This window comes from Vibrio crassostreae, assembly GCF_024347415.1.
In the GTDB taxonomy this organism is placed as follows: Bacteria; Pseudomonadota; Gammaproteobacteria; order Enterobacterales; family Vibrionaceae; genus Vibrio; species Vibrio crassostreae.
In genome coordinates, this window is sequence record NZ_AP025477.1 from 1,094,975 (window position 1) to 1,113,748 (window position 18,774).

17 protein-coding genes are annotated in these 18,774 nt (G+C 45.3%); 4 read left to right on the top strand and 13 right to left on the bottom strand.

Features of this window, described 5'->3' with window-relative positions:
- Positions 1-32 precede the first annotated feature (32 nt).
- From OC193_RS20685 to OC193_RS20695, 3 genes are all read right to left on the bottom strand, one after another.
- A complete protein-coding gene (locus OC193_RS20685; protein WP_048659894.1) occupies positions 33-1,076 on the bottom strand; it encodes a GMP reductase in 1,044 nt (347 codons plus the stop codon).
- 843 nt (positions 1,077-1,919) lie between these two features.
- The gene (locus tag OC193_RS20690) at positions 1,920-2,357 is read right to left on the bottom strand and encodes a PAS domain-containing protein (protein WP_048662270.1); all 438 of its coding nucleotides are present in this window, start codon (positions 2,355-2,357) and stop codon (positions 1,920-1,922) included.
- 1 nt (position 2,358) lies between these two features.
- Positions 2,359-3,363, bottom strand: coding sequence for a response regulator (locus OC193_RS20695; protein ID WP_010430576.1), 1,005 nt, complete (start codon positions 3,361-3,363; stop codon positions 2,359-2,361).
- 102 nt (positions 3,364-3,465) lie between these two features.
- Here OC193_RS20695 and OC193_RS20700 point away from each other — a divergent pair, with 102 nt between their 5' ends.
- Positions 3,466-3,672, top strand: a complete 207-nt coding sequence (locus OC193_RS20700) for a hypothetical protein (RefSeq protein ID WP_048666313.1) — start codon at positions 3,466-3,468, stop codon at positions 3,670-3,672.
- A gap of 18 nt (positions 3,673-3,690) precedes the next feature.
- Here OC193_RS20700 and OC193_RS20705 read toward each other — a convergent pair whose 3' ends face one another.
- Positions 3,691-3,936 carry a hypothetical protein gene (locus OC193_RS20705; protein WP_048662271.1) on the bottom strand — a complete coding sequence of 82 codons (246 nt, stop codon included), beginning with the start codon at positions 3,934-3,936 and terminating at the stop codon, positions 3,691-3,693.
- A gap of 212 nt (positions 3,937-4,148) precedes the next feature.
- On the opposite strand from OC193_RS20705, the gene OC193_RS20710 reads away from it, so the two are divergent.
- Complete coding sequence (locus OC193_RS20710; protein WP_048659892.1) at positions 4,149-4,586, top strand: Spy/CpxP family protein refolding chaperone; 438 nt, start codon at positions 4,149-4,151, stop codon at positions 4,584-4,586.
- Between the two features lie 144 nt (positions 4,587-4,730).
- On the opposite strand, the gene OC193_RS20715 is transcribed toward OC193_RS20710, so the two are convergent.
- Positions 4,731-6,083: an MATE family efflux transporter gene (locus tag OC193_RS20715; RefSeq protein WP_048659891.1), complete on the bottom strand. Its 1,353-nt coding sequence runs from the start codon at positions 6,081-6,083 to the stop codon at positions 4,731-4,733.
- Positions 6,084-6,183: 100 nt separating this feature from the next.
- Here OC193_RS20715 and OC193_RS20720 point away from each other — a divergent pair, with 100 nt between their 5' ends.
- On the top strand, positions 6,184-7,140 hold the full coding sequence (locus OC193_RS20720; protein WP_048659890.1) for a LysR family transcriptional regulator: 957 nt from the start codon (positions 6,184-6,186) through the stop codon (positions 7,138-7,140).
- A 90-nt stretch (positions 7,141-7,230) separates the two neighbouring features.
- Here the strand turns inward: OC193_RS20720 and OC193_RS20725 are convergent, their stop codons facing one another.
- Entirely contained in the window at positions 7,231-8,631 is a 1,401-nt protein-coding gene (locus OC193_RS20725; protein WP_048662272.1) for an alpha-amylase family protein, read from the bottom strand.
- Between the two features lie 268 nt (positions 8,632-8,899).
- On the opposite strand from OC193_RS20725, the gene OC193_RS20730 reads away from it, so the two are divergent.
- The gene (locus OC193_RS20730; RefSeq protein WP_080967422.1) at positions 8,900-9,799 is read left to right on the top strand and encodes a DMT family transporter; all 900 of its coding nucleotides are present in this window, start codon (positions 8,900-8,902) and stop codon (positions 9,797-9,799) included.
- 100 nt (positions 9,800-9,899) lie between these two features.
- Here OC193_RS20730 and OC193_RS20735 read toward each other — a convergent pair whose 3' ends face one another.
- The 7 genes from OC193_RS20735 to OC193_RS20765 form a co-directional block, all read right to left on the bottom strand.
- Entirely contained in the window at positions 9,900-10,319 is a 420-nt protein-coding gene (locus OC193_RS20735) for a VOC family protein (protein WP_048662274.1), read from the bottom strand.
- A gap of 227 nt (positions 10,320-10,546) precedes the next feature.
- Positions 10,547-11,311, bottom strand: coding sequence for a Fe(3+) dicitrate ABC transporter ATP-binding protein FecE (gene fecE, locus OC193_RS20740; protein ID WP_016784219.1), 765 nt, complete (start codon positions 11,309-11,311; stop codon positions 10,547-10,549).
- A gap of 2 nt (positions 11,312-11,313) precedes the next feature.
- Positions 11,314-12,285 (bottom strand): iron chelate uptake ABC transporter family permease subunit, encoded by a 972-nt coding sequence (locus OC193_RS20745; protein ID WP_048659884.1) that lies wholly within the window; start codon positions 12,283-12,285, stop codon positions 11,314-11,316.
- Entirely contained in the window at positions 12,285-13,319 is a 1,035-nt protein-coding gene (locus OC193_RS20750; RefSeq protein WP_048662275.1) for a FecCD family ABC transporter permease, read from the bottom strand. Before OC193_RS20750 ends, OC193_RS20745 begins: the two co-directional genes overlap by 1 nt.
- Entirely contained in the window at positions 13,316-14,293 is a 978-nt protein-coding gene (locus tag OC193_RS20755; RefSeq protein WP_048662276.1) for a Fe(3+) dicitrate ABC transporter substrate-binding protein, read from the bottom strand. The genes OC193_RS20750 and OC193_RS20755 overlap by 4 nt, the downstream gene beginning before the upstream one ends.
- 87 nt (positions 14,294-14,380) lie before the next feature.
- Complete coding sequence (locus tag OC193_RS20760; RefSeq protein ID WP_048662277.1) at positions 14,381-16,510, bottom strand: TonB-dependent receptor family protein; 2,130 nt, start codon at positions 16,508-16,510, stop codon at positions 14,381-14,383.
- 202 nt (positions 16,511-16,712) lie between these two features.
- The gene (locus OC193_RS20765; protein ID WP_048662278.1) at positions 16,713-18,749 is read right to left on the bottom strand and encodes a TonB-dependent receptor; all 2,037 of its coding nucleotides are present in this window, start codon (positions 18,747-18,749) and stop codon (positions 16,713-16,715) included.
- Between the last annotated feature and the right edge of the window lie 25 nt (positions 18,750-18,774).

Sequence of the window (18,774 nt, forward strand, 5' to 3'; positions counted from 1 at the left end):
TGTTTCAACAAAACTATTCGAACTCGTTCAGATTACTCTTTACCGAATACGTTGTTCTCTTGCTCTTGTACACGGATGAAAGTTGTACGCTTAGTTAGCTCTTTAAGCTTCGCTGCGCCTACGTATGTACAAGTTGAACGTACACCACCAAGGATGTCAGAAATCGTGTTGTGAACAGAACCACGGAACGGAAGTAAAACAGTTTTACCTTCTGCAGCACGGTACTTAGCAACACCACCTGAGTGCTTGTCCATAGCCGACTGCGAAGACATGCCGTAGAACTTCATGTATTGCTTACCGTCTTGCTCTACTACTTCACCGCCTGACTCAGAGTGACCTGCTAGCATGCCGCCTAGCATTACGAAGTCAGCACCGCCGCCGAACGCTTTAGATACGTCACCCGCACATGAACAGCCACCGTCACCGATGATCATGCCGCCAAGGCCGTGTGCTGCGTCGCCACACTCGATGATTGCAGAAAGTTGAGGGTAACCTACACCTGTTTTAACACGAGTAGTACAAACTGAACCAGGGCCGATACCAACCTTAACAATGTCTGCACCCGCTAAGATTAGCTCTTCAACCATGTCACCCGTTACAACGTTACCCGCAGAGATAACTTTGTTCGGGAATTCTGCACGTACTTTTTGTACGTACTCAACTAGGTGCTCTGAGTAGCCGTTAGCGATATCAATACAGATAAATACGAAGTCTTCGCTAAGCGCCATGATTTGCTTAGTCTTCTCAAACTCAGCTTCAGATGTACCTGTTGATACAAATACGTTGTTCAGTGTTTTCTTGTCTGCTGTTTTAGCAAACTCAGCCCACTGCTCTACTGTGTAGTGCTTGTGTACTGCCGTCATAACACCGTGCTCTGCTAGAGCAGCTGCCATTTCAAAGCTTGCTACCGAATCCATGTTCGCTGCAATTACTGGAGTACCAGACCATTGACGACCGCTATGCTTGAATGTAAAATCGCGGGTTAATTCAACTTGAGAACGGCTTTTAAGGGTAGAACGCTTCGGACGGAAGAGTACATCTTTGAAACCTAACTTAAGTTCTTGTTCGATACGCATAGTGTTTTCCTTGATTCATAAAATTATGTGTCTCTCGCGAAATGCGTAGTAAAACCGTTGGCAGACGAGTTTACTTTTCTTCGGACACAAAAAAACCGGAGCGTTGGCAGACGCTCCGGTTTTCAGCATTATAGGTCGTGATTTAGTAACAGCAAGTCTGATATTTCACTTTTTTTTGTGTTATCCTCTCAAAGATTCCATATCTGGTAAAACCTCCCTAGCTCGACCTTCTTACTAAATTCTTACTAATTAATAACTTAGCGAACCAATCACGCAAACGTTGTCGGTTTATTGCGCAATCGTTTTCCTCTCTCTTTCACACAATATCGCCTTCATTAAGCAAATATGTGAAGAAAGTGCCTCGAGATCACATAAAAATCACACTTTTCTCCAACAAAAAAATGCCTTTTTTCTTAAATAAATTCGATTTTTTCCAAATTATTTCTGTTTTCGTCCAAATTAGGCAAACTCATCGTGTTGCTGGTTAACCTCACCTAAGAGAAACACGCTTCAATGCACTCGATTTTGAAGGCAAGCTTCATTTGATTTCGACAATCCAAATCCCAGCCTCTATTAAAAGCCCCCTAAAAAGCCAAACTTTATAAACCACCAACAACCAAAATCATGCTTCTTTGGCGTCTGGTAGTTCATTCAATCTAGATTCTTGAGGAAGAAGGTTCGAAAAAAGAAAGTTCGCTGAGCGAAAAGCAGAGTAAACATTGAAAATTTAGAGTGAGTAGATGAAAGAGATCGAAGCCTCTAAGGTCAATTGAAGAATAAAAAGCAAAAAAATGGCTAAGGTGGTTAACCTTAGCCATTTTTATTCACTCTTTAGGTTCAGTGCTAGTTCTTTTGAGAGGCTAACGCTTCTGCAGTCGCATCTTGAATAGACAAGAACAATGAGGTCACTTGGCCTGTTGGCGAGCGCATCGGATTTAGCGTGACGTTCTGATACATGAAATCAGCTTGTTGGGTTACTGGTCTAACGTTACGACACTTAAACAGATAAGGCCTTTGTTGCCATGTAATGAAGCTGCGACAGCCTAAGTCATAGACTGGCTTGGTTTTCAGCCTAAACCACTCTTCTGGGATTTCAGGGAATAACTCAAAGATCGACTTACCAATAGCATCATGCGATTGCTTGCCACTGTGGTGTGTCATGAAACCATTCCAGACTTGTACCTGAAAATCACGGTTAATGACCACCAGCCCCATATCGACGTTTTGAACCATGTCGACCATCCAGTGGAACTGTTCAAATTCAGCAGGAAGATTCAGCATATTAAAACTCCTCCATTAGATAGGCCAATTTGTTGTCTAGAAGAGGCAGAGACTCATCAACGAACATAAATAGAAGGTCACAACGGATAGAAGTGCCATCAATGTTATAGCTGACTTCGAAGGTCATGGTCTTCTTAAACGAACCACTGGTATTTTCGATGACCGAATCAATCGAGATGTGTTGACCTAGCAACACAGGAGAACTCTGGAAGAAACGAACTTCTGATTGCTCCCCTAGTCCATTCAAGAATGAGCCAACGAGAATATTCGACACATCCATAAGCAGTTCTAACTCTTCAAGCTGTTCGCTTTCGGTTGGTACCTTCATGAGTTTCTTAAGGTCGCTCACGCTGGAGTCACTCAGCAATACTAATGCTTCACCTGCTATGCCTTCTCCGCTAAAGCCTTGGCAAACACCCGACACTTGGTCGTTGTCGGCTAGATCGCGAAGTGCCATGTGCAATTCACTCACTTCGAAGATGTTCACGTTCGGTAATGGTAAGTGGACAAATACATTAAAGTGGCGCGCCAATGCATCGGCTGCACGGCCTATCGCCACATTCGCGACTTCCATATAGATGTCGCGTCTGCGAAGTATTGGCAGTTCTAAAGGCGAAGGCGTAATGAGTTGAGGCTGCTTTGGCGGCTCAACATGTTCACGTAAAATCGCTTTTAACGCTTCTTTGTCGATCGGCTTTTGCAAAAACGCTTTAGCACCAAGGTCCATCACCTTCTGCTGCGCTTTTGGTTGGATATCACCAGAAACCACCACAACAGGCGTGGTGTCACCTAAACGTTGCATCTCTTCCAATGTGCCATAGCCATCTAATTCCGGCATGGTGAGGTCGAGGAACATCAGTTTGAACTGGTTTTGAGCGAGCTCTTCAAGTGCATTAAGCCCATGAACAGCAAAAGTTATATCTGCATTTAGAGAACTAGGCAGTGATCGAGCCATCTGCTTCCTTGCTAACGCAGAATCATCACATATAAGAACTGGGAACGACATAAATGCACCACTGACAAATTAAAGCTAATTCGGACGAGTGTAACAGAACATTATGGTATCAGGTACGGGGTGAATGGATTTATGTGTAGATTATTAGTAAGAATGATGAAACAAGCAGGTAAGCTATTATCCGACATTATTCTTCATGAAAAACAATATGCTATAAAGGTAATAACCGTTCGTCATTGTAGAGTAATAGCACTTTTTCATGGAACAACAGCGCTAATTTATGAAATGACAGCCTTAATAAGTGAGTTTATTAAGGCTCAATCTCGTCATGAATGTATCGGTTTTATATGCTCTATATAAAAGAGCGAATACAAAGGACTAAAACTGATATGAAGGCCATAGAATCAGTAATGCGAAACGTATGATCACAGCAAATACCAGCAAAGCGATACCCAAACGGTACCATTTGTATTCGGCTATGTTCATTGGGATACGCTTGTAGAACATCGTAATCACGCCTTTCCAATCGCTACTGCGTCTTCCGTACTGCATCATGCTCGTCAAAACAAACAGTGCGCCAAGCACTAGCATCCCTTTTTCAGCCCAGAACAATCCAATTTCCATTTGTGTATTCCTCGATAAAACGGTGAGCGACTTAAGTCATTCTAGTCACCTTTTAGCTGTGTTTCTGTAAGACCAAGGTCTAAGTCGTGCCGTGCTTAGATGAAGGTAACTAAATGAACGCAATGAACTCAGCAAATTTAACTGAACGACATGTTCATATCGAGTTCAGCTTACTCACCTATACTCATGTTTCCACTAACAGGAGAAACTCAATGAAATCACTGAAAAAGTCACTTTGTGTATTAACTGCTTCAGCTCTACTCGTTACCGCTCCGTTTGTGAGTGCTTCATCACCACAACAACCGCCACAGCCAGCAGTGAGCCCACTGCAAATGGTTATTGCTTCTTTAAATCTAAGCAAAGAACAACATGCGGAAGTCATCGCCCTCATTGAAGACTACCAATCTGATAGAACAAAAATCGATATGGATAGTGCGATAGAACTTAAGAAAAAGCAGATCGCCTTAGTGACACAACCTGAGTTTGATGAAGCTGAGATGGAAAAGGTCATCGACACCGTTCAAGCCACTGAGAAGTCGATGGTGATGCAAGAAATGCGTCTTAAGAACAACATCTATAACGTATTAACTGAAGAGCAAAAAGAGCAATTTAAGACGATGATGAAGTCAGCTCTGTCTGGTGGAAAGTAGTTTGGTTGAAAGTAATCTGGTAATAAATCATCTGGCAGAAAATAGCTGATCCTGATATTGATTCACTCCCCCAAGAATCAATTTAGATAAACAACAGCCGCAGTCGTTTGATGACTGCGGCTTTTTCGTTATCAACTAACTTAATTAAGAGTAAGCTGAACAATCTAAGTCTGGTGTCTTACTGCTCTTGTTTAGAACGACCATCAAATGGATCAGCAATAGAATACCTGTCACGCCTAAACCAACGCCGATTCCACCCCAGATCCCTGCCAATTCGAATTTTGGCATCAAATACCAAGCTGCAGGTAGACCAAATACCCAGTAACCGATGGCAGTCATCACGGTTGGCATAGAGACAATCTTCATTCCTCTTAGCAGGTTAATCGCTAATAACTGCCAAGCATCGACAATGAAACACAGAGCCACTACCCAGATAACAGAAGCCAATAGCGATGTCATTGCGCCAGTACCGTCATCCAATTTGAAGATAGAGGCAATCATTTCAGGCCATATGATGAACACAGCAGACAAGGCCACACTCAATACCGACACCAATATAAAACTTTGAATCGAGGTTCTTTTGATGCCTTCGTAGTTGCCTGCACCATAATCACGGCCTACTAAAATTGCGGCAGCTTGCGAGAAACCGAAGTTGAAGTTCCAAGTAAAGCTTAGGCATTGCAGCAGGATTTGGTGCAAGGCTAACGAAGCAATACTGATCGTGCCCGCCATTAAGGTGCCGCCGTATATCAAGCCATGCTCAAGTAACGCCGCCAAGCCGATAGGTAAACCCATTAGCAACAAAGGGCTCATCAGCTTGATGGAGTACTCTTCGGTATTTAGCCAAGGTGCGAACTGTTTGAACTCGTCACGTTTAAACACCCACACTGTGTATCCAACCATCACGATGAATGCTGCGATAGCCGTGCCTAAGCCTAAGCCTGTTAATCCCATATCGAGCTGGAACGTGAGGAAGTAGCTCACGGGCACATTCAGAATCACTGTGATTATCGACATCACCAGAATCGAACGCACATTACCAAACGCACTGGTTAAGCCACGCAGCACCAGCAAGATAAGCGAAGGCAACATCACCCATTTCAAGGCATGGACATATTCCATGGCTAAAGTGATCACTTCTGGCGGCTGTTTGGCTGCTTCTAATACCAGCGGAGCAAACCAGAAGCTCGCCATTAAGGTCACACTGAGTACGAACGCCAACATGGTTGCGCCTTTCACGGCCAATCTAATTTGAGTATTACCAAACTCTGGGCGTGCGACACGCTGACCATAAGCAATTGCGATCAGGTTTGCGACACAACCGACGGTGCTGCTCGCAATAATAAAGATGAAGAAGTAAATAGAGGCACCTAAGCCACCAGCCGCAAGGGCTGACACACTGATACGCGACATCATCCAAACATCAGTAAGGACTAAAGCCATGGATATCAGCTGTGAAATGATCAAAGGGAATGCAAGAGTGAGTATTTTTTTCATGAGCGCCTCAGTTAATTTCGCCCAAAATACGATCGATGGGGCTAGCGTTCAATTGATAAATTTGCGATCCTAGCATTCCATAAACTCATGCTAAAGAATTATGACCCCATATCCTAGCTTACCATCGTCACATAATGGCTTAAAAGCTTTCGAAGCTGCCGCAAGGCTTATGAGCTTTACTCTGGCTGCCGAAGAGCTGCATGTAACGCAAAGTGCGATTAGCAGACAGATCAAACAGCTTGAAGATGAGTTAAACGCATCACTGGTTATTCGTAAGCATCGAGCCATAGAATTAACGGTACAAGGTCATGATTTGTATGTCGCTTTGCGAGAAAGCTACGGCAATATCGAAGCTGTTATCGCCTCTTGGAGTGAACCGAAGCAGAAGCGTATCGTAATCAAAGCAACCTTGAGTTTCGCAACGCGGGTATTGATCTCTAAAGTCAGAGAATTAAACGAGCGTTATCAGGAATATGAGATCGTCATAGTTCCTGTGATTGAGGAAGACGAATCAATCAACAGCAGCGAATATGACCTACTGATCTTCCACACGCGCTTCAAAAAACGCTATGACAAGGCACCAGACATCACCTTCTTGCGAGAAGAGTTCATGGCGCCGGTCTGTTCTACTAGCTTAACCACTAAAGACACCGACCTCGATTCAATCTTAACCTTACCAAGGCTGCACCCGACCTTAGATCACCATGATTGGAAAGTATGGCTAGCTGATGTTGAATCCCCACCGAAGAAACCCGTCAGAAATACCAGCTTCTTATCTTTAGATATGGCACTCAGTGCCTGTTTATCCGGTGAGGGGGTGACGGTCACAGATCTGTTGTTAGTTCAACAAGATCTCCAACGAGGCTTCTTGTACTGCCCTAAGAATGCAAAGATCCAACACAGTGCTTGGACTTACTTCATTCACCAGCGTAGTCACACGCCTATCATCAACGACCTTATTGAATGGCTTAGAGAAGAGACAGAAAAAGAGATCGAGTTACTGAAAGCACTGTCTCATCAGAATCATTGGTTTGGTGTTATTAGCGATCAACAGTAACGATAAGCCTTAAGCTTAGATACAAATAAGCCGCAGAACTTACTGCGGCTTATGCTTTTTACCAGTGGTGTTCGCTCTAGAGAATAAGCATTAAAGCTTAAACATACGTGCACTGCGCGGTGGTAGATTGAACGTATGGTAGCGAGAAGAAATGGTTTCTGTCGCGCTGCTTAATACGTCTTTGTATTGAACATGCCAATTGAACTCATGTTGGTAGGTATCAACCGTCACGCCACGCGTTTCGCCACACTTGTTAATTCCAACAACGCCTTCTTTGCCACGCTTAAACAGCAAAGTACATTGGTCGCTCGAAATTATCGTCATCGACTTACCTTGCATCGCGTTATGGAAACTAAGCATATTCTTCATATTCGAGCTATTCCAAACATTGCCCCAACGACCATTATCTTTGTCTTCTGAATCCGGAAGATCATCACTGTAGATCAGCGGCGTGCCGCCATCTTTCCCAAGGATATAAGCGTAAGCAAGCTGCTCATCTTGTGGATCCATAATTTGGTAACGGAAGCCGTCGTTGGTTGGAATATCATGTGTGATCGCGAAGGTGATCGAACGATTGTCATCGAGTGCTTGGCCGTACGCTTTTGGATCATGCAGTTGGTTCAAGCCACCGCCCATTGAGAACGCCGAACGAATCGACGCAAACAACGGGAAATCATACGCGGAGTGATTAGTATTATTCAGGTAAGGCGCTAAGAATGACTCATAGCCACTGTTCCCTGCCCCGCCACTGGTGATCACTTCACCAAACACATGCATGTTCGCTGTAATTTCAGGCGTGAACACTTGGTCGATTTGGTACTGGCTCATGTGTTTGACGGCATCAATTCGGAAACCTTTGATACCCATATCCTTCAACGCTTTCAGATATAAGCGCTGCTGCGAAACTACCCAGTTATTTGGATCGAGATCAGGCAAACCTACATCGCCATCAGCCCCGCACAAACGCCAATATTGAACATGACCGGGATCGTTCCAATCTGAAATACAGCCCGCGGCATGGAAGTCATTAGCGGATACAAAACCTTGAGTCAGATTGCCAAACAGAGTCTGGTCAGCATAATAGCTTGAACGGCTCGCATAATCGTTTAGTACTTCGGTTCCCGGATAATCCAAGTCACTTCGCTTCCAGCTTTCGTTTGCCATATGGTTGAGCACCACATCGGCGTAAACATCGACGCCCACACCTTTGAGAGCGGCAATCATTGCGGTTAGATCTTGTTTATTGCCGAGAGGTGAATCAATGGTGCGAAGATCTTGAGGTTGGTAACGCGCCCACCATTGGCTGCCGCTCGATTTCATTGCGGGAGCAACCAGTACTTTCTTATAACCGGCTTGAGCAATTTGATTGGCGTTGGCTGTCACATCTGAATACTTCCAGTTGAAAGCGTGCAAGATGGTATCTGCATAAGTAGCTGGACTGAAAGAGCAAAGCGCGAGCGTGGATATGAGTAGGGTATTGAACGGTTTCATAGAACATATCTCTTATTATAAATTCACGAGAATGATATGACTAAGAAAGACAATTAAAACGACCGATAAATCAGAGTTGAATTAGCGTCACCTTCTGTTGATGTTGATTTTATAAAATTGAGCTATAACCGATCTTATGTGAGATAAAAAACGAAGTAATCTGAAATGAGAATTAATTGAATCAAGTTGACCAGAACAGGACAAAGACTTTGGTCGGCTCTTCTAAACTAAGTTATGATTCCTGTTCCCTCAACCGATTGATATTTTTATGCCTTCTTTCTCTTTTTCAATGATCCCTGTAGGGGTTAGGTTCATGATCCTCTCTGCTTTTGGATTCGCACTGATGTCAGCGTGTGTGAAATACATCAGCAACTACGGCATACCTGTATTCGAAATTGTTGCAGCAAGGGCTTTGGTGTCTTTGATCATCAGTTATATCGACGTTAAACGAAAAGGCATTTCGATCTGGGGAAATAACAAACCTTTGTTGTTTGTTCGAGGTGCAGTTGGCACCGCAGCACTGATGTGTGTTTACTACGCTGTGACCACGCTACCGTTAGCAGAAGCGACCATTCTACAATACGTACATCCCGTATTTACCGCATTGCTCGGTGTGCTATTTCTGAAAGAACGCGTCCAAAAATCGACCATGATCTGCATTGCGTTCTGCTTAGCAGGGTTATTAGTAATGGTTCAGCCAAGCATGAGCAGTGGCACGAGCAGCGAGTTACCGCTATTTAGCATAATGGTGGCGTTATGTGGCGCATTTGGTAGCTCAATTGCTTATGTGATTGTGAGAAAGCTGAGCCAAACGGAAGACAGCTCTGTCATCATCTTCTACTTCCCACTGGTTGCCCTACCGATCTCTACAGCCCTTATCTGGAACGACTTTGTATGGCCGAGCCTATTCTTAACCGTGATGCTCGTGTTAGTCGGTATTTTCACTCAAATAGGCCAATACGGTTTAACCAAAGCGATGCAAACTCAGGCAGCAGGCAAGGCTTCAGCTTACTCATACGTTCAGATCGTATTCTCAGCACTATTCGGTGTGTGGGGCTTCAATGAGATTCCATCAGTTTGGACTTACCTAGGTGGTGGTCTAATCGTAACTGGCGCGCTAATCAATGTGTTTGGCAAACAACTATTGGTGCCATTTAAAGCTAAGTAGACAACCAAACTAACCCTCAACTAGTCAATTGATCTAAAAAAGGGCATTGCGGAAAATTCCACAATGCCCTTTAAGTACTTTCTACCCTACTATCATTCTACTAACTTGTCGCATTACGAAGTTTGGGATCATCACTCAGATATTCAACGAACTCGATTTCAAAGCCAGCCGGATCCACAAAGTAGACGTTCTTGCGATAAGGTTCTTCGGCACCGGGCTTGGCTATCGGGAAACCAGCATCAATAAGGCGTTGAGTGACGCTTTCAATGTTATTGGTTACATAAGCGAAGTGTGCGAGGCCAACAGAATGCCCAGCCAGATCTCTATTTTCACCTTCACCGTGATCACTGATTGCGATGTATTGGTACTCATCGCCAAAATGCAGCCAATTACGTGGCTTACCCGACCACTCCCCTTTTCCCTCGTCACGAACATACCAATGAGGGAATGCCGCTTTATAGAAAACCAGCATTTTTGGGATGTCTTTTACCACTAGATTTACATGTTCAAGTTGGATCATTCTTCTCTCCTTAAAGTATTCTCGTAAGCAACGTTGCATATCCTAATACCTCAAGTTAAGTTGAGGTAAAGCACTAATTTGCATTTATTTCGAGAACGTCTTTAGAGCCCAAATTGTTCTACTTTGACTACATACAAACTTTAAGTTTAGACGACCTAATCTAATGTGGCTTCCTTGCCAGTGTTCTGTTCTTTGTACCTTGGTGATCTCGTTGTTCAGGCAAATAACTAAATCGCGACACACATTGGCGTATTAGAAATAGGGTCACGAAACACGCTCGCTTTGAGATCAAATACGTTACTGAGCATGGTTTCGGTCATCACCTCATCAGGCGAGCCCTCTGCGATCAAACATCCCTTTTCCAAAACCACTAGATGGTCGCAATAACGACTGGCTTGGTTCAGGTCATGCAACACAACAACCACCGTTTTTCCTTTAGCATTCATCTGTTGCATCAGGTTCATTAATTCCACTTGGTGAGACATATCAAGGTATGTGGTCGGTTCATCCAACATCACGACATCCGTATCTTGTGCAATTACCATCGCAATCCATGCTCTTTGACGCTGGCCACCAGACAGTGACTCAACAGGCTTATCAGCAAACTCGAGCACACCTGTATCTCGCATTGCTTGCTCGACAATCCTTTGATCGTCCTGTCCTAACCTTCCCCAATGAGAGACATAGGGCGAACGGCCATATTCGACCAATTTTCTTACCGTAATGCCTTCCGGGCTGACCAAGATTTGCGGAAGAAGTGACAACGAACGAGCGAGCGCTTTATCGCCATAGCTTGATAGCGGTTTGTCTTCAAACAACACCTCTCCAGCCACTGGCTTGTTAATTCTGACTAACGTCTTTAACAAGGTAGATTTACCGCACCCGTTAGGTCCTATCAATGCGGTAATTTTTCCCTTGGGGATAGAAACCGACAGGTTCGGTATGATCGTTTGTTTGCCGTACGCGACGGAAAGATTCTGCGTTTTAAGCATGATTACCAACCTCGATAACGATAGAGAAGAAAGATGAAATATGGCGCGCCAATCACGGAAGTTAGAACGCCTGCTGGCAATTCAATCGGTGGTTGTAGACCTCTAGCTAACCCATCAGCGCTGGTAACCAGAATTGCCCCTACCAATGCAGATGCAGGGATTAACAACTTATGATTATGCCCAAACAACAAGCGAGCTAAGTGAGGTGCTAATAAACCCACAAAACTGATCGTTCCAGCAACAGAAACGCTAACACTGGCAAGCAATACAGCGGCCAATAACGCGAGAGCCTGAATCTGTTTTGGCTTAGTGCCCAATGTGGTTGCACTTTCCTCGCCAAGCCCCATCACATCTAATCGCCAAGCAAGCCATAATGCCATGGGTAACAACAAGAGCAGAGAACTCCAAATAAAAGGGACTTGCTGCCAATTTCTGCCCCAAAGACTGCCTGTTAGCCACACCATGGCCGTGTTGATCTCTATCGGGTTGGTGACCAACAAGAAGTCGATACAACTGGCCAGAAACGCACTCACCGCAATACCAATAAGCGCCAATTTGGCGGGTGTTGGCCTTGACCACCAGGCCAATGCAGCAATCAGTCCAGCAGCTAATACCCCACCCAACATCGCCACCACAGGAAGCACACTGACTGGTGCATTGGGAAACCAGACTAAACTCGCTGTCGCAGCAAGTCCTGCCCCAGCGCTAATACCCATAAGATCAGGCGATGCTAACGGATTACGTATCACGCCTTGCACTAATACCCCTGAAAGCCCTAACCCTGCGCCCACGCTTATCGCAAGCAACATACGTGGTAGCCGATACTGATGGATAACAAAATCGTCACTGGAAAACGCGACCAAATGTTCGATGACTTGAGGAACAGAAAGTGACGCTGCACCGACAAACAAACCCGCAGATGCCACTAATATGAGAATCCCGGATAACAAAACTATCTTAGTGTGATGGTGCATTAAGATCTCCTCGTCGCAATCAAAATAAAACAAGGTGTCCCGAGCAAAGCAGTAATAACACCAACGGGTGTTTCAGTCGGGAAAGCAATCGCTCGCGACAGCGCATCTGACCAAGACACTAATGCTGCGCCTGCCAATGCTGAAATAGGAATCAGCACATGGTAATTGTGCCCAACCATAGGTCGAACCAAATGAGGCACTAACAATCCAACAAAGCCAATTGGCCCTGCGATAGCGACGCTTGCTCCGGCAAGCAACACGATCGTCAGTCCACTCACGAGGCGAGTAAACCTGATGTTACTGCCCAACCCCACAGCTACCTCTTCACCAAGTGCCAGCAAGTTGAGGTTGCGAGCAAGACTCATCGCCAACATCAAACCAATCACTACAGGCGGCCAAAGCTGTTGCCATTGCTCATCATCGACACTAGACAGTGAGCCAGTAAGCCAATGCAAGACGCTATAAGCCATGTCGTCAGCAAGAATCAGCGCCGCTCGTGTCAGTCCAATCAATAACGCTGTAATGGCGATACCGGCTAGAACCAAACGTAACGGATGAGAACGTTCGGAGAAAAAACCACCGAGGAGCATCACGGCACCGCCGCTTAGCAACGCACCAAGAACCGCATTAAGGATAGGGTTTAGCTCGCTAACCACAGGTATACCTATTGCAGCTAACGCCATAAAACAGGCTGCGCCAGCGTTAATGCCAAGAATCGACGGAGACGCCAGTGGGTTACGCGTTAATCCTTGCATCAATAACCCAGCGACAGACAAACTCGCACCAATCAAGAGCCCCGCATAAGCTCTTGGGGCTCTTAATGTCGCCAATATTTGATGAGTCATGTTGCTTTCATCAAACGCAAAACAGTAGTGAATCAAGTCACTCAATGTTAATGAGAAATTAGACCACCCGGTCATAGAGGCCGCGTAACCAGATAGTGCCAAACACGACACTAATGCCGCAAATAATGTGACTCTCCACGACAGTATTGGCCAGAATCGCTTACTTTTAGAGAACAACAACGTACTCATGATGGGTCCAAGATCTGCTCAAGATTTTTCGCCATTTGTTCTGCCGCTAACATGCCTCGATTCAATGACCAAAGTGCTGGTGACACTTCTACAACTTGCTGTTTTTTTGCAGAGGTTAGTACATTGAATAACGGATTTTTCTGCCAATCATCAACAATATTAGGATGAGAATAAGCGCCAAGGAGCAACCAATCCGGATTGGTTTTCAACAACAACTCAAAGCTGGTTGGTAAATATGCCTTCTCTGTTGGTTTCACAATAGGGCTCGCAATGCCTAATGTGGTCAGCACGCCCCCTGCGTAAGATGCAGGGCTATGTAACCACATACCTTTATCCGACACGACAGCGAATTGGACGGTTTGTTTGAGCGAGAAATGACTTTTGAATTCGGCCATGGCGTGTTGATGTTGTTGAATTCGTTGTTCCATTGACGATTGTTTATCGAGAGCGATGCCAATCTTGAGCGCAGACTCCAAATTCTCTTGATACGTCTCGCCGCGGCTTTTAAGCAGCAGAGTTGGTGCGATACGTTGTAGATCTTGATAGACAGTACGATGACGCTCTGCATCAGCAATGATCAGGTCAGGCTTTAATACCGCAATGGCTTCTAAGCTAGGCTGAGAACGCATGCCAACCGATTCCCATGGTTGAACCAACGCACGCACCGCCGGGATCACTCTCGAAGCATCATTGTCATCAGCAACACCAACAGGAGAAACACCCACCGCAGCTAACGCATCTACAAATGAGAACTCCAAAACCACAATACGTTGCGGAGTAGTCGCTATCTCAAACTGACCCTGTTCATCTTGTATGACCCTGGTTTGTGCTGAACTGGAGAATGAGAACAAGCTTATAATCAGCAAAGCTAAGGTTATCGCTATCCTGCTGAATAAAAACGGCCTATTAAATGACAGCAGTCCGTTCGACAGCTGCAATGGATTCGAAAACAAAAGGCGAGAGATGTTTTCCATATTTAATTTTCCTTAAACGCTAGAACCGTGAAAGCCGCCAAGAGTATTGGCGACTTTTATTCGTTATTACTTTCAACAAATTACGTATTAGAACTGATAATTCAGATCCAAAGTGTAAGAACGTCCCGGGGCTGGATAACGACCAACTGGACTGGTATCAATACCGCGGAAGTAATAGTCCTCATCAAACAAGTTGTTCACCGCAAGGTTCATGCGTAGCTTGCTGTTCTCATCCTTGTACAAATCCGAACCTAGGTTAAAGTTCCAGACCATGTAAGCAGGCACTTTACCTGTCGCGCCCGTTGCATCTTCGGCACTTGTATTCGCATTGTCAGAGTAAGACTCGCTGAAGTAGTAACCAGACAAAGTCGTATCTACCTTGCTAAAGGCGTAAGTCGCATCCCAGCTAAATTGATGCTTAGACGTATATGGAAGTTGATTACCTTTGTTTGCGCCCTCTTCCTCTAACGTTGCATCTAAGTAGTTATAGCCAGCGCCCAAACTCAGAGCTTGCATCGCTTGAGGAATATAACGACCAGAGAGCTCAACACCTTGGTGAAGGGTTTTACCAATGTTATCGAAAGTTTGGGTAACACTTTGCCATTGCAGCTGATCTTCAAAATCAATGCGGTAAAGTGCGATGTTAAAGCTGGTTGAATCTTGGTTGTAGCGAGCACCCAACTCGTAGTTCCACGCTAGCTCACTGCCCTCTTCACCTTTACCACGGATGTAAGCAATTTGTGGTGCACGCAAAGATTTCTGTGCATTGGTGTAACCAACCCATTGTTCAGTCAGATGGTATGCCAAAGTTAAGCCAGGAAGCCATTCCGTCACTTTGTTGTCTGTGCTCTGTGCTGTACCCAGATCATCAAACGTCATATCAATCGATTCGTAACGAATACCCGGCGTGACTTTCAGTACGTCATTGAACAGGCCGATTTCATTGCTGATGTAACCAGCAAAAGCGTCAGTATCTAAGTGCCAGTCACGTGGGGTTGTTGTAGCACCACCAGCAATTGGCGTTTGAGTCAGCTTGTAATCAATATCTTCGTTAACATAGCGTGCACCCACAATGACGTTTTGCGTTACGGTATTTCCGTCAAAGTACATCGCGAGTTTAGGTTCAACACCATAAACAGCAAATTCACGTGGTGACGTACGAATATCAGTTGATGGTAATGCAGGGTCCGCCCAGTGACCGCCAGCGCTATTAAAGCCCCATTGGAAGAAACGCTCAGAGCGGTGACCAAATGTCAGTATCTCTAGCTCTGCACTATCGGCAATGTTCAAATCATGCAAATACTTTAGGCTCCAACGCGTCGATTTACCTTGGTATTCATCATATGGTCGCTTCGATTGGGTGCGATCATTCTTGTAATCTTCTGGCGATAAAGCACCCGGCATTTGGGTGTCTGCATCATAACGCTGCACGAAGGCTTGTAGCTCTTGAGTATCACTCAATAACCATTGCAGTTTCGCCTGGAAGTTTTTTACATCTGTGTCGGAGTGCTCACGGAAGCTTTCACCTTTTAAGAAGTTACCTTCCACTTGAAGTGCCAGCGTATCGGTTAACCAACCACCCGTTCGCAGGTAAAAGTCGTTGAGCGGCGTATCGCCATCCTCGAATACAGTAAAGCGATTACTGATTTCCGTTTGCCACTCATGTGGAATAGGCTTGGTCACCAAGTTGATCACACCACCGACGTTGTTTGGTCCGTACTGAACCGCCGCACCGCCTCGCACAATATCAATACGATCAAGCATCGACAGCGTTGCAGGGAAAATTGATTGTCCTGTGTGACCATACGGCGCCAGTGTCAGAGGAACACCATCCATGAGGAATTGAGCGTGCCCACTGCGACTCGCTTTCAAACCACGCACTGAGATGTTAGGCAAAACACCGGTGCCCGTTTCGTCTTGAACCTTAATGCCCGGTACACTTTGGAAGGCAGAGTCAATCGAGAGTGCGCCAGTCTTTTTAATTTGTTCATTAGTCAGAACAGTACGAGCTCCCGGATACTCTTTCACATCCTCAAGTTCTGAATTACCGATCAAGCTGCCCGTCACGACAACCGTTTCCATGGTCGTCGTTTGTGGATCTGACGCGGCAAATGCGCCCATGGAAGTCACTGAAGCGATGGCCATTGCAAGGGCACTTAGACGCAACTTTTGATGTGATTGAGTACAGGGTTTACCACCCAAATTCTGGTAAGGCATGAAAATCTCCTAAATAGGCAAGTTAGGATCAAAGGCCATGTTTACGATTCGGCGCTTTGATCCTATGGGCTAAACGGCCTCAAAATGAAGCCAACTGTTCATTCATTCGTAGCGAATAAATCAATCGTTTTTAGAGTTAAAATAGCTCTTAGAAATGAGCTAACTCCTAGAACTGAACTAGCTCTTAGAACATAATTAGCTTTTAAAACTGATAGCCGTAACTGAGCATAAATTCGGCTGGCGCTCCGTAACCAATCTGGTTAGTACCAGACGTGCCGTTGGTTGCGCCCAGAATGTATTTCTCATTAAGCACGTTGTAAGCATTCGCTTGAACTTTGTGACGACCCGTGGTGTACGCTGCCATCAAGTCAACCGTGGTGTAGTCACCCAGAGCTACCGCTTCATCATTACCTGCGTAACGGTCGCCAACATATTTCACACCACCACCTAAACGCCAGTTGTCGTCTAGCTGGTAAGTACTCCAAAGTGAGAACAAATGATCAGACACATCGTTTGGCTTTTTGCCTGTCTCTTTGTTCTCCGCGTCTAAATAGCTGTAGCCTACAGAAATGTCCCACTGCTCGGTAAACTGACCGCGAGCTTCTAGCTCAATACCTTGGTGACGAGCTTCGATCTTGTTAACAACGTCGCCGTCTATATTCGTTTCTGGTTGCTCTTGATCGATTTGGAAGACCGCGGCATTCAGCATCAAGGCGTTATCTAGTAAGTAAGCTTTTGCACCCACTTCTTTTAGATCGGTATGGAAGAATTCAGCCAATTTAGGGTTGATGTAGATACCTGAGTAAGGCAATTGCCATGAACGAGCTAAGCTTGCGTACACTGACATATCGTTGTTGATTCGGTAGACCAAACCACCGCGGTAGCTCACTTTGTCATCGTCTAGATTCTCTTTTGCTGAGCCCGCTTTTTGCTGTTCAAGCTCCATCGAGTCGTAACGCACATTGCCGATCACTGAAAGATCACCAAAGGTGTAAACGTCTTGAATGTAGACACCTGTCGTCGTTGTCGTGTTATCACGGAAAGGTTTGAAGCCCGGATCAGGTGTTGGACCTGCGACAGGGTTATAGATGTCTTTCGAAGGTAAGGTTTTATCGCTTGCGAGCGTTAAGTCGATATTGATCTGATTAAAATCCGCACCGATCATCATTTGGTTCGAATCGGTTTCCCAAACTAGCTCAGATTGAAGAGTGGTTGTGGTACGAGGGTCGTAACCGAAGTTATTTACCGTCTGAGATACTTCATTACCAGTTACCGTTCCTTGGCGTGTACCCTTTTGCTCAAGTTCGATATGGTTATACGCTGCGCGGTTTGTCCATGCCCATTCGCTGTTCAAACGCCACTCATAGTCAACGCCCACACGAATGCTGTCTGACTCTTGATAATCGTTGGTGCCACCGTAGAAAGTACTCTCTGAGACATCAACAGGTTTGCCATTCTTGGATGGAACACCACGATATGGCACCAGTTCTTGGTGAGAGTATTCAACATCGAGATCGATAATGTGTCCATCAGAAGGCATCACTCGAATGGTGGGTGCGATAAAGAAGTCATTCGAGTCGACGTGGTCTACATAGGAATCCGATTGTCGACTTTCCACGTTGATACGCCCGCTGACTTTATCACTAAACGCCATCGAACTGTCAACCTGACCAACAAACAGATTGTTGCTGCCAACACTGCCATTAACGTGAGTGAAGTTATCTCCGTTAGCACGCTTGGTGACCAAATTGATGATACCACCTGCTGAACCTCGGCCATAAAGTGCGCCCGCAGGGCCTTTGACCACTTCGACACGTTCGATATTCGCTAAGCTTCGGTACGATTGAAGCGTTCCGTCATCACGCATGCCGTCACGGTACATATCGTTGAGAGCATCAAAACCACGAATCACAAATTGGTCTCGGCTCCCCTCACCCAAGGTGTTGTTAACTCCGGCAACACCATCAAGAGCATCCACCAAACGTACAGCACCGCGGTCTTGCATTTCCGTTTTTGTGACAACAGATACTGCCTGCGGTACATCCAACCATTCGACATCAGTTTTGGTACCCGACTGAGGCATATGCTCCGCGTAACCTTCGTACTGATGACCAATAACTTGCAGAGTTTCATCCACAGCTACACCTTCTGCTGCCATAACATTTGGCACAATAGATACTGCTGTTAATGCACCTCCAATTGCCAAAGCGAGTGGGGACAAGGCCAATCTAATGTTCATTATCTAATTCCATTTTAGTTTATAA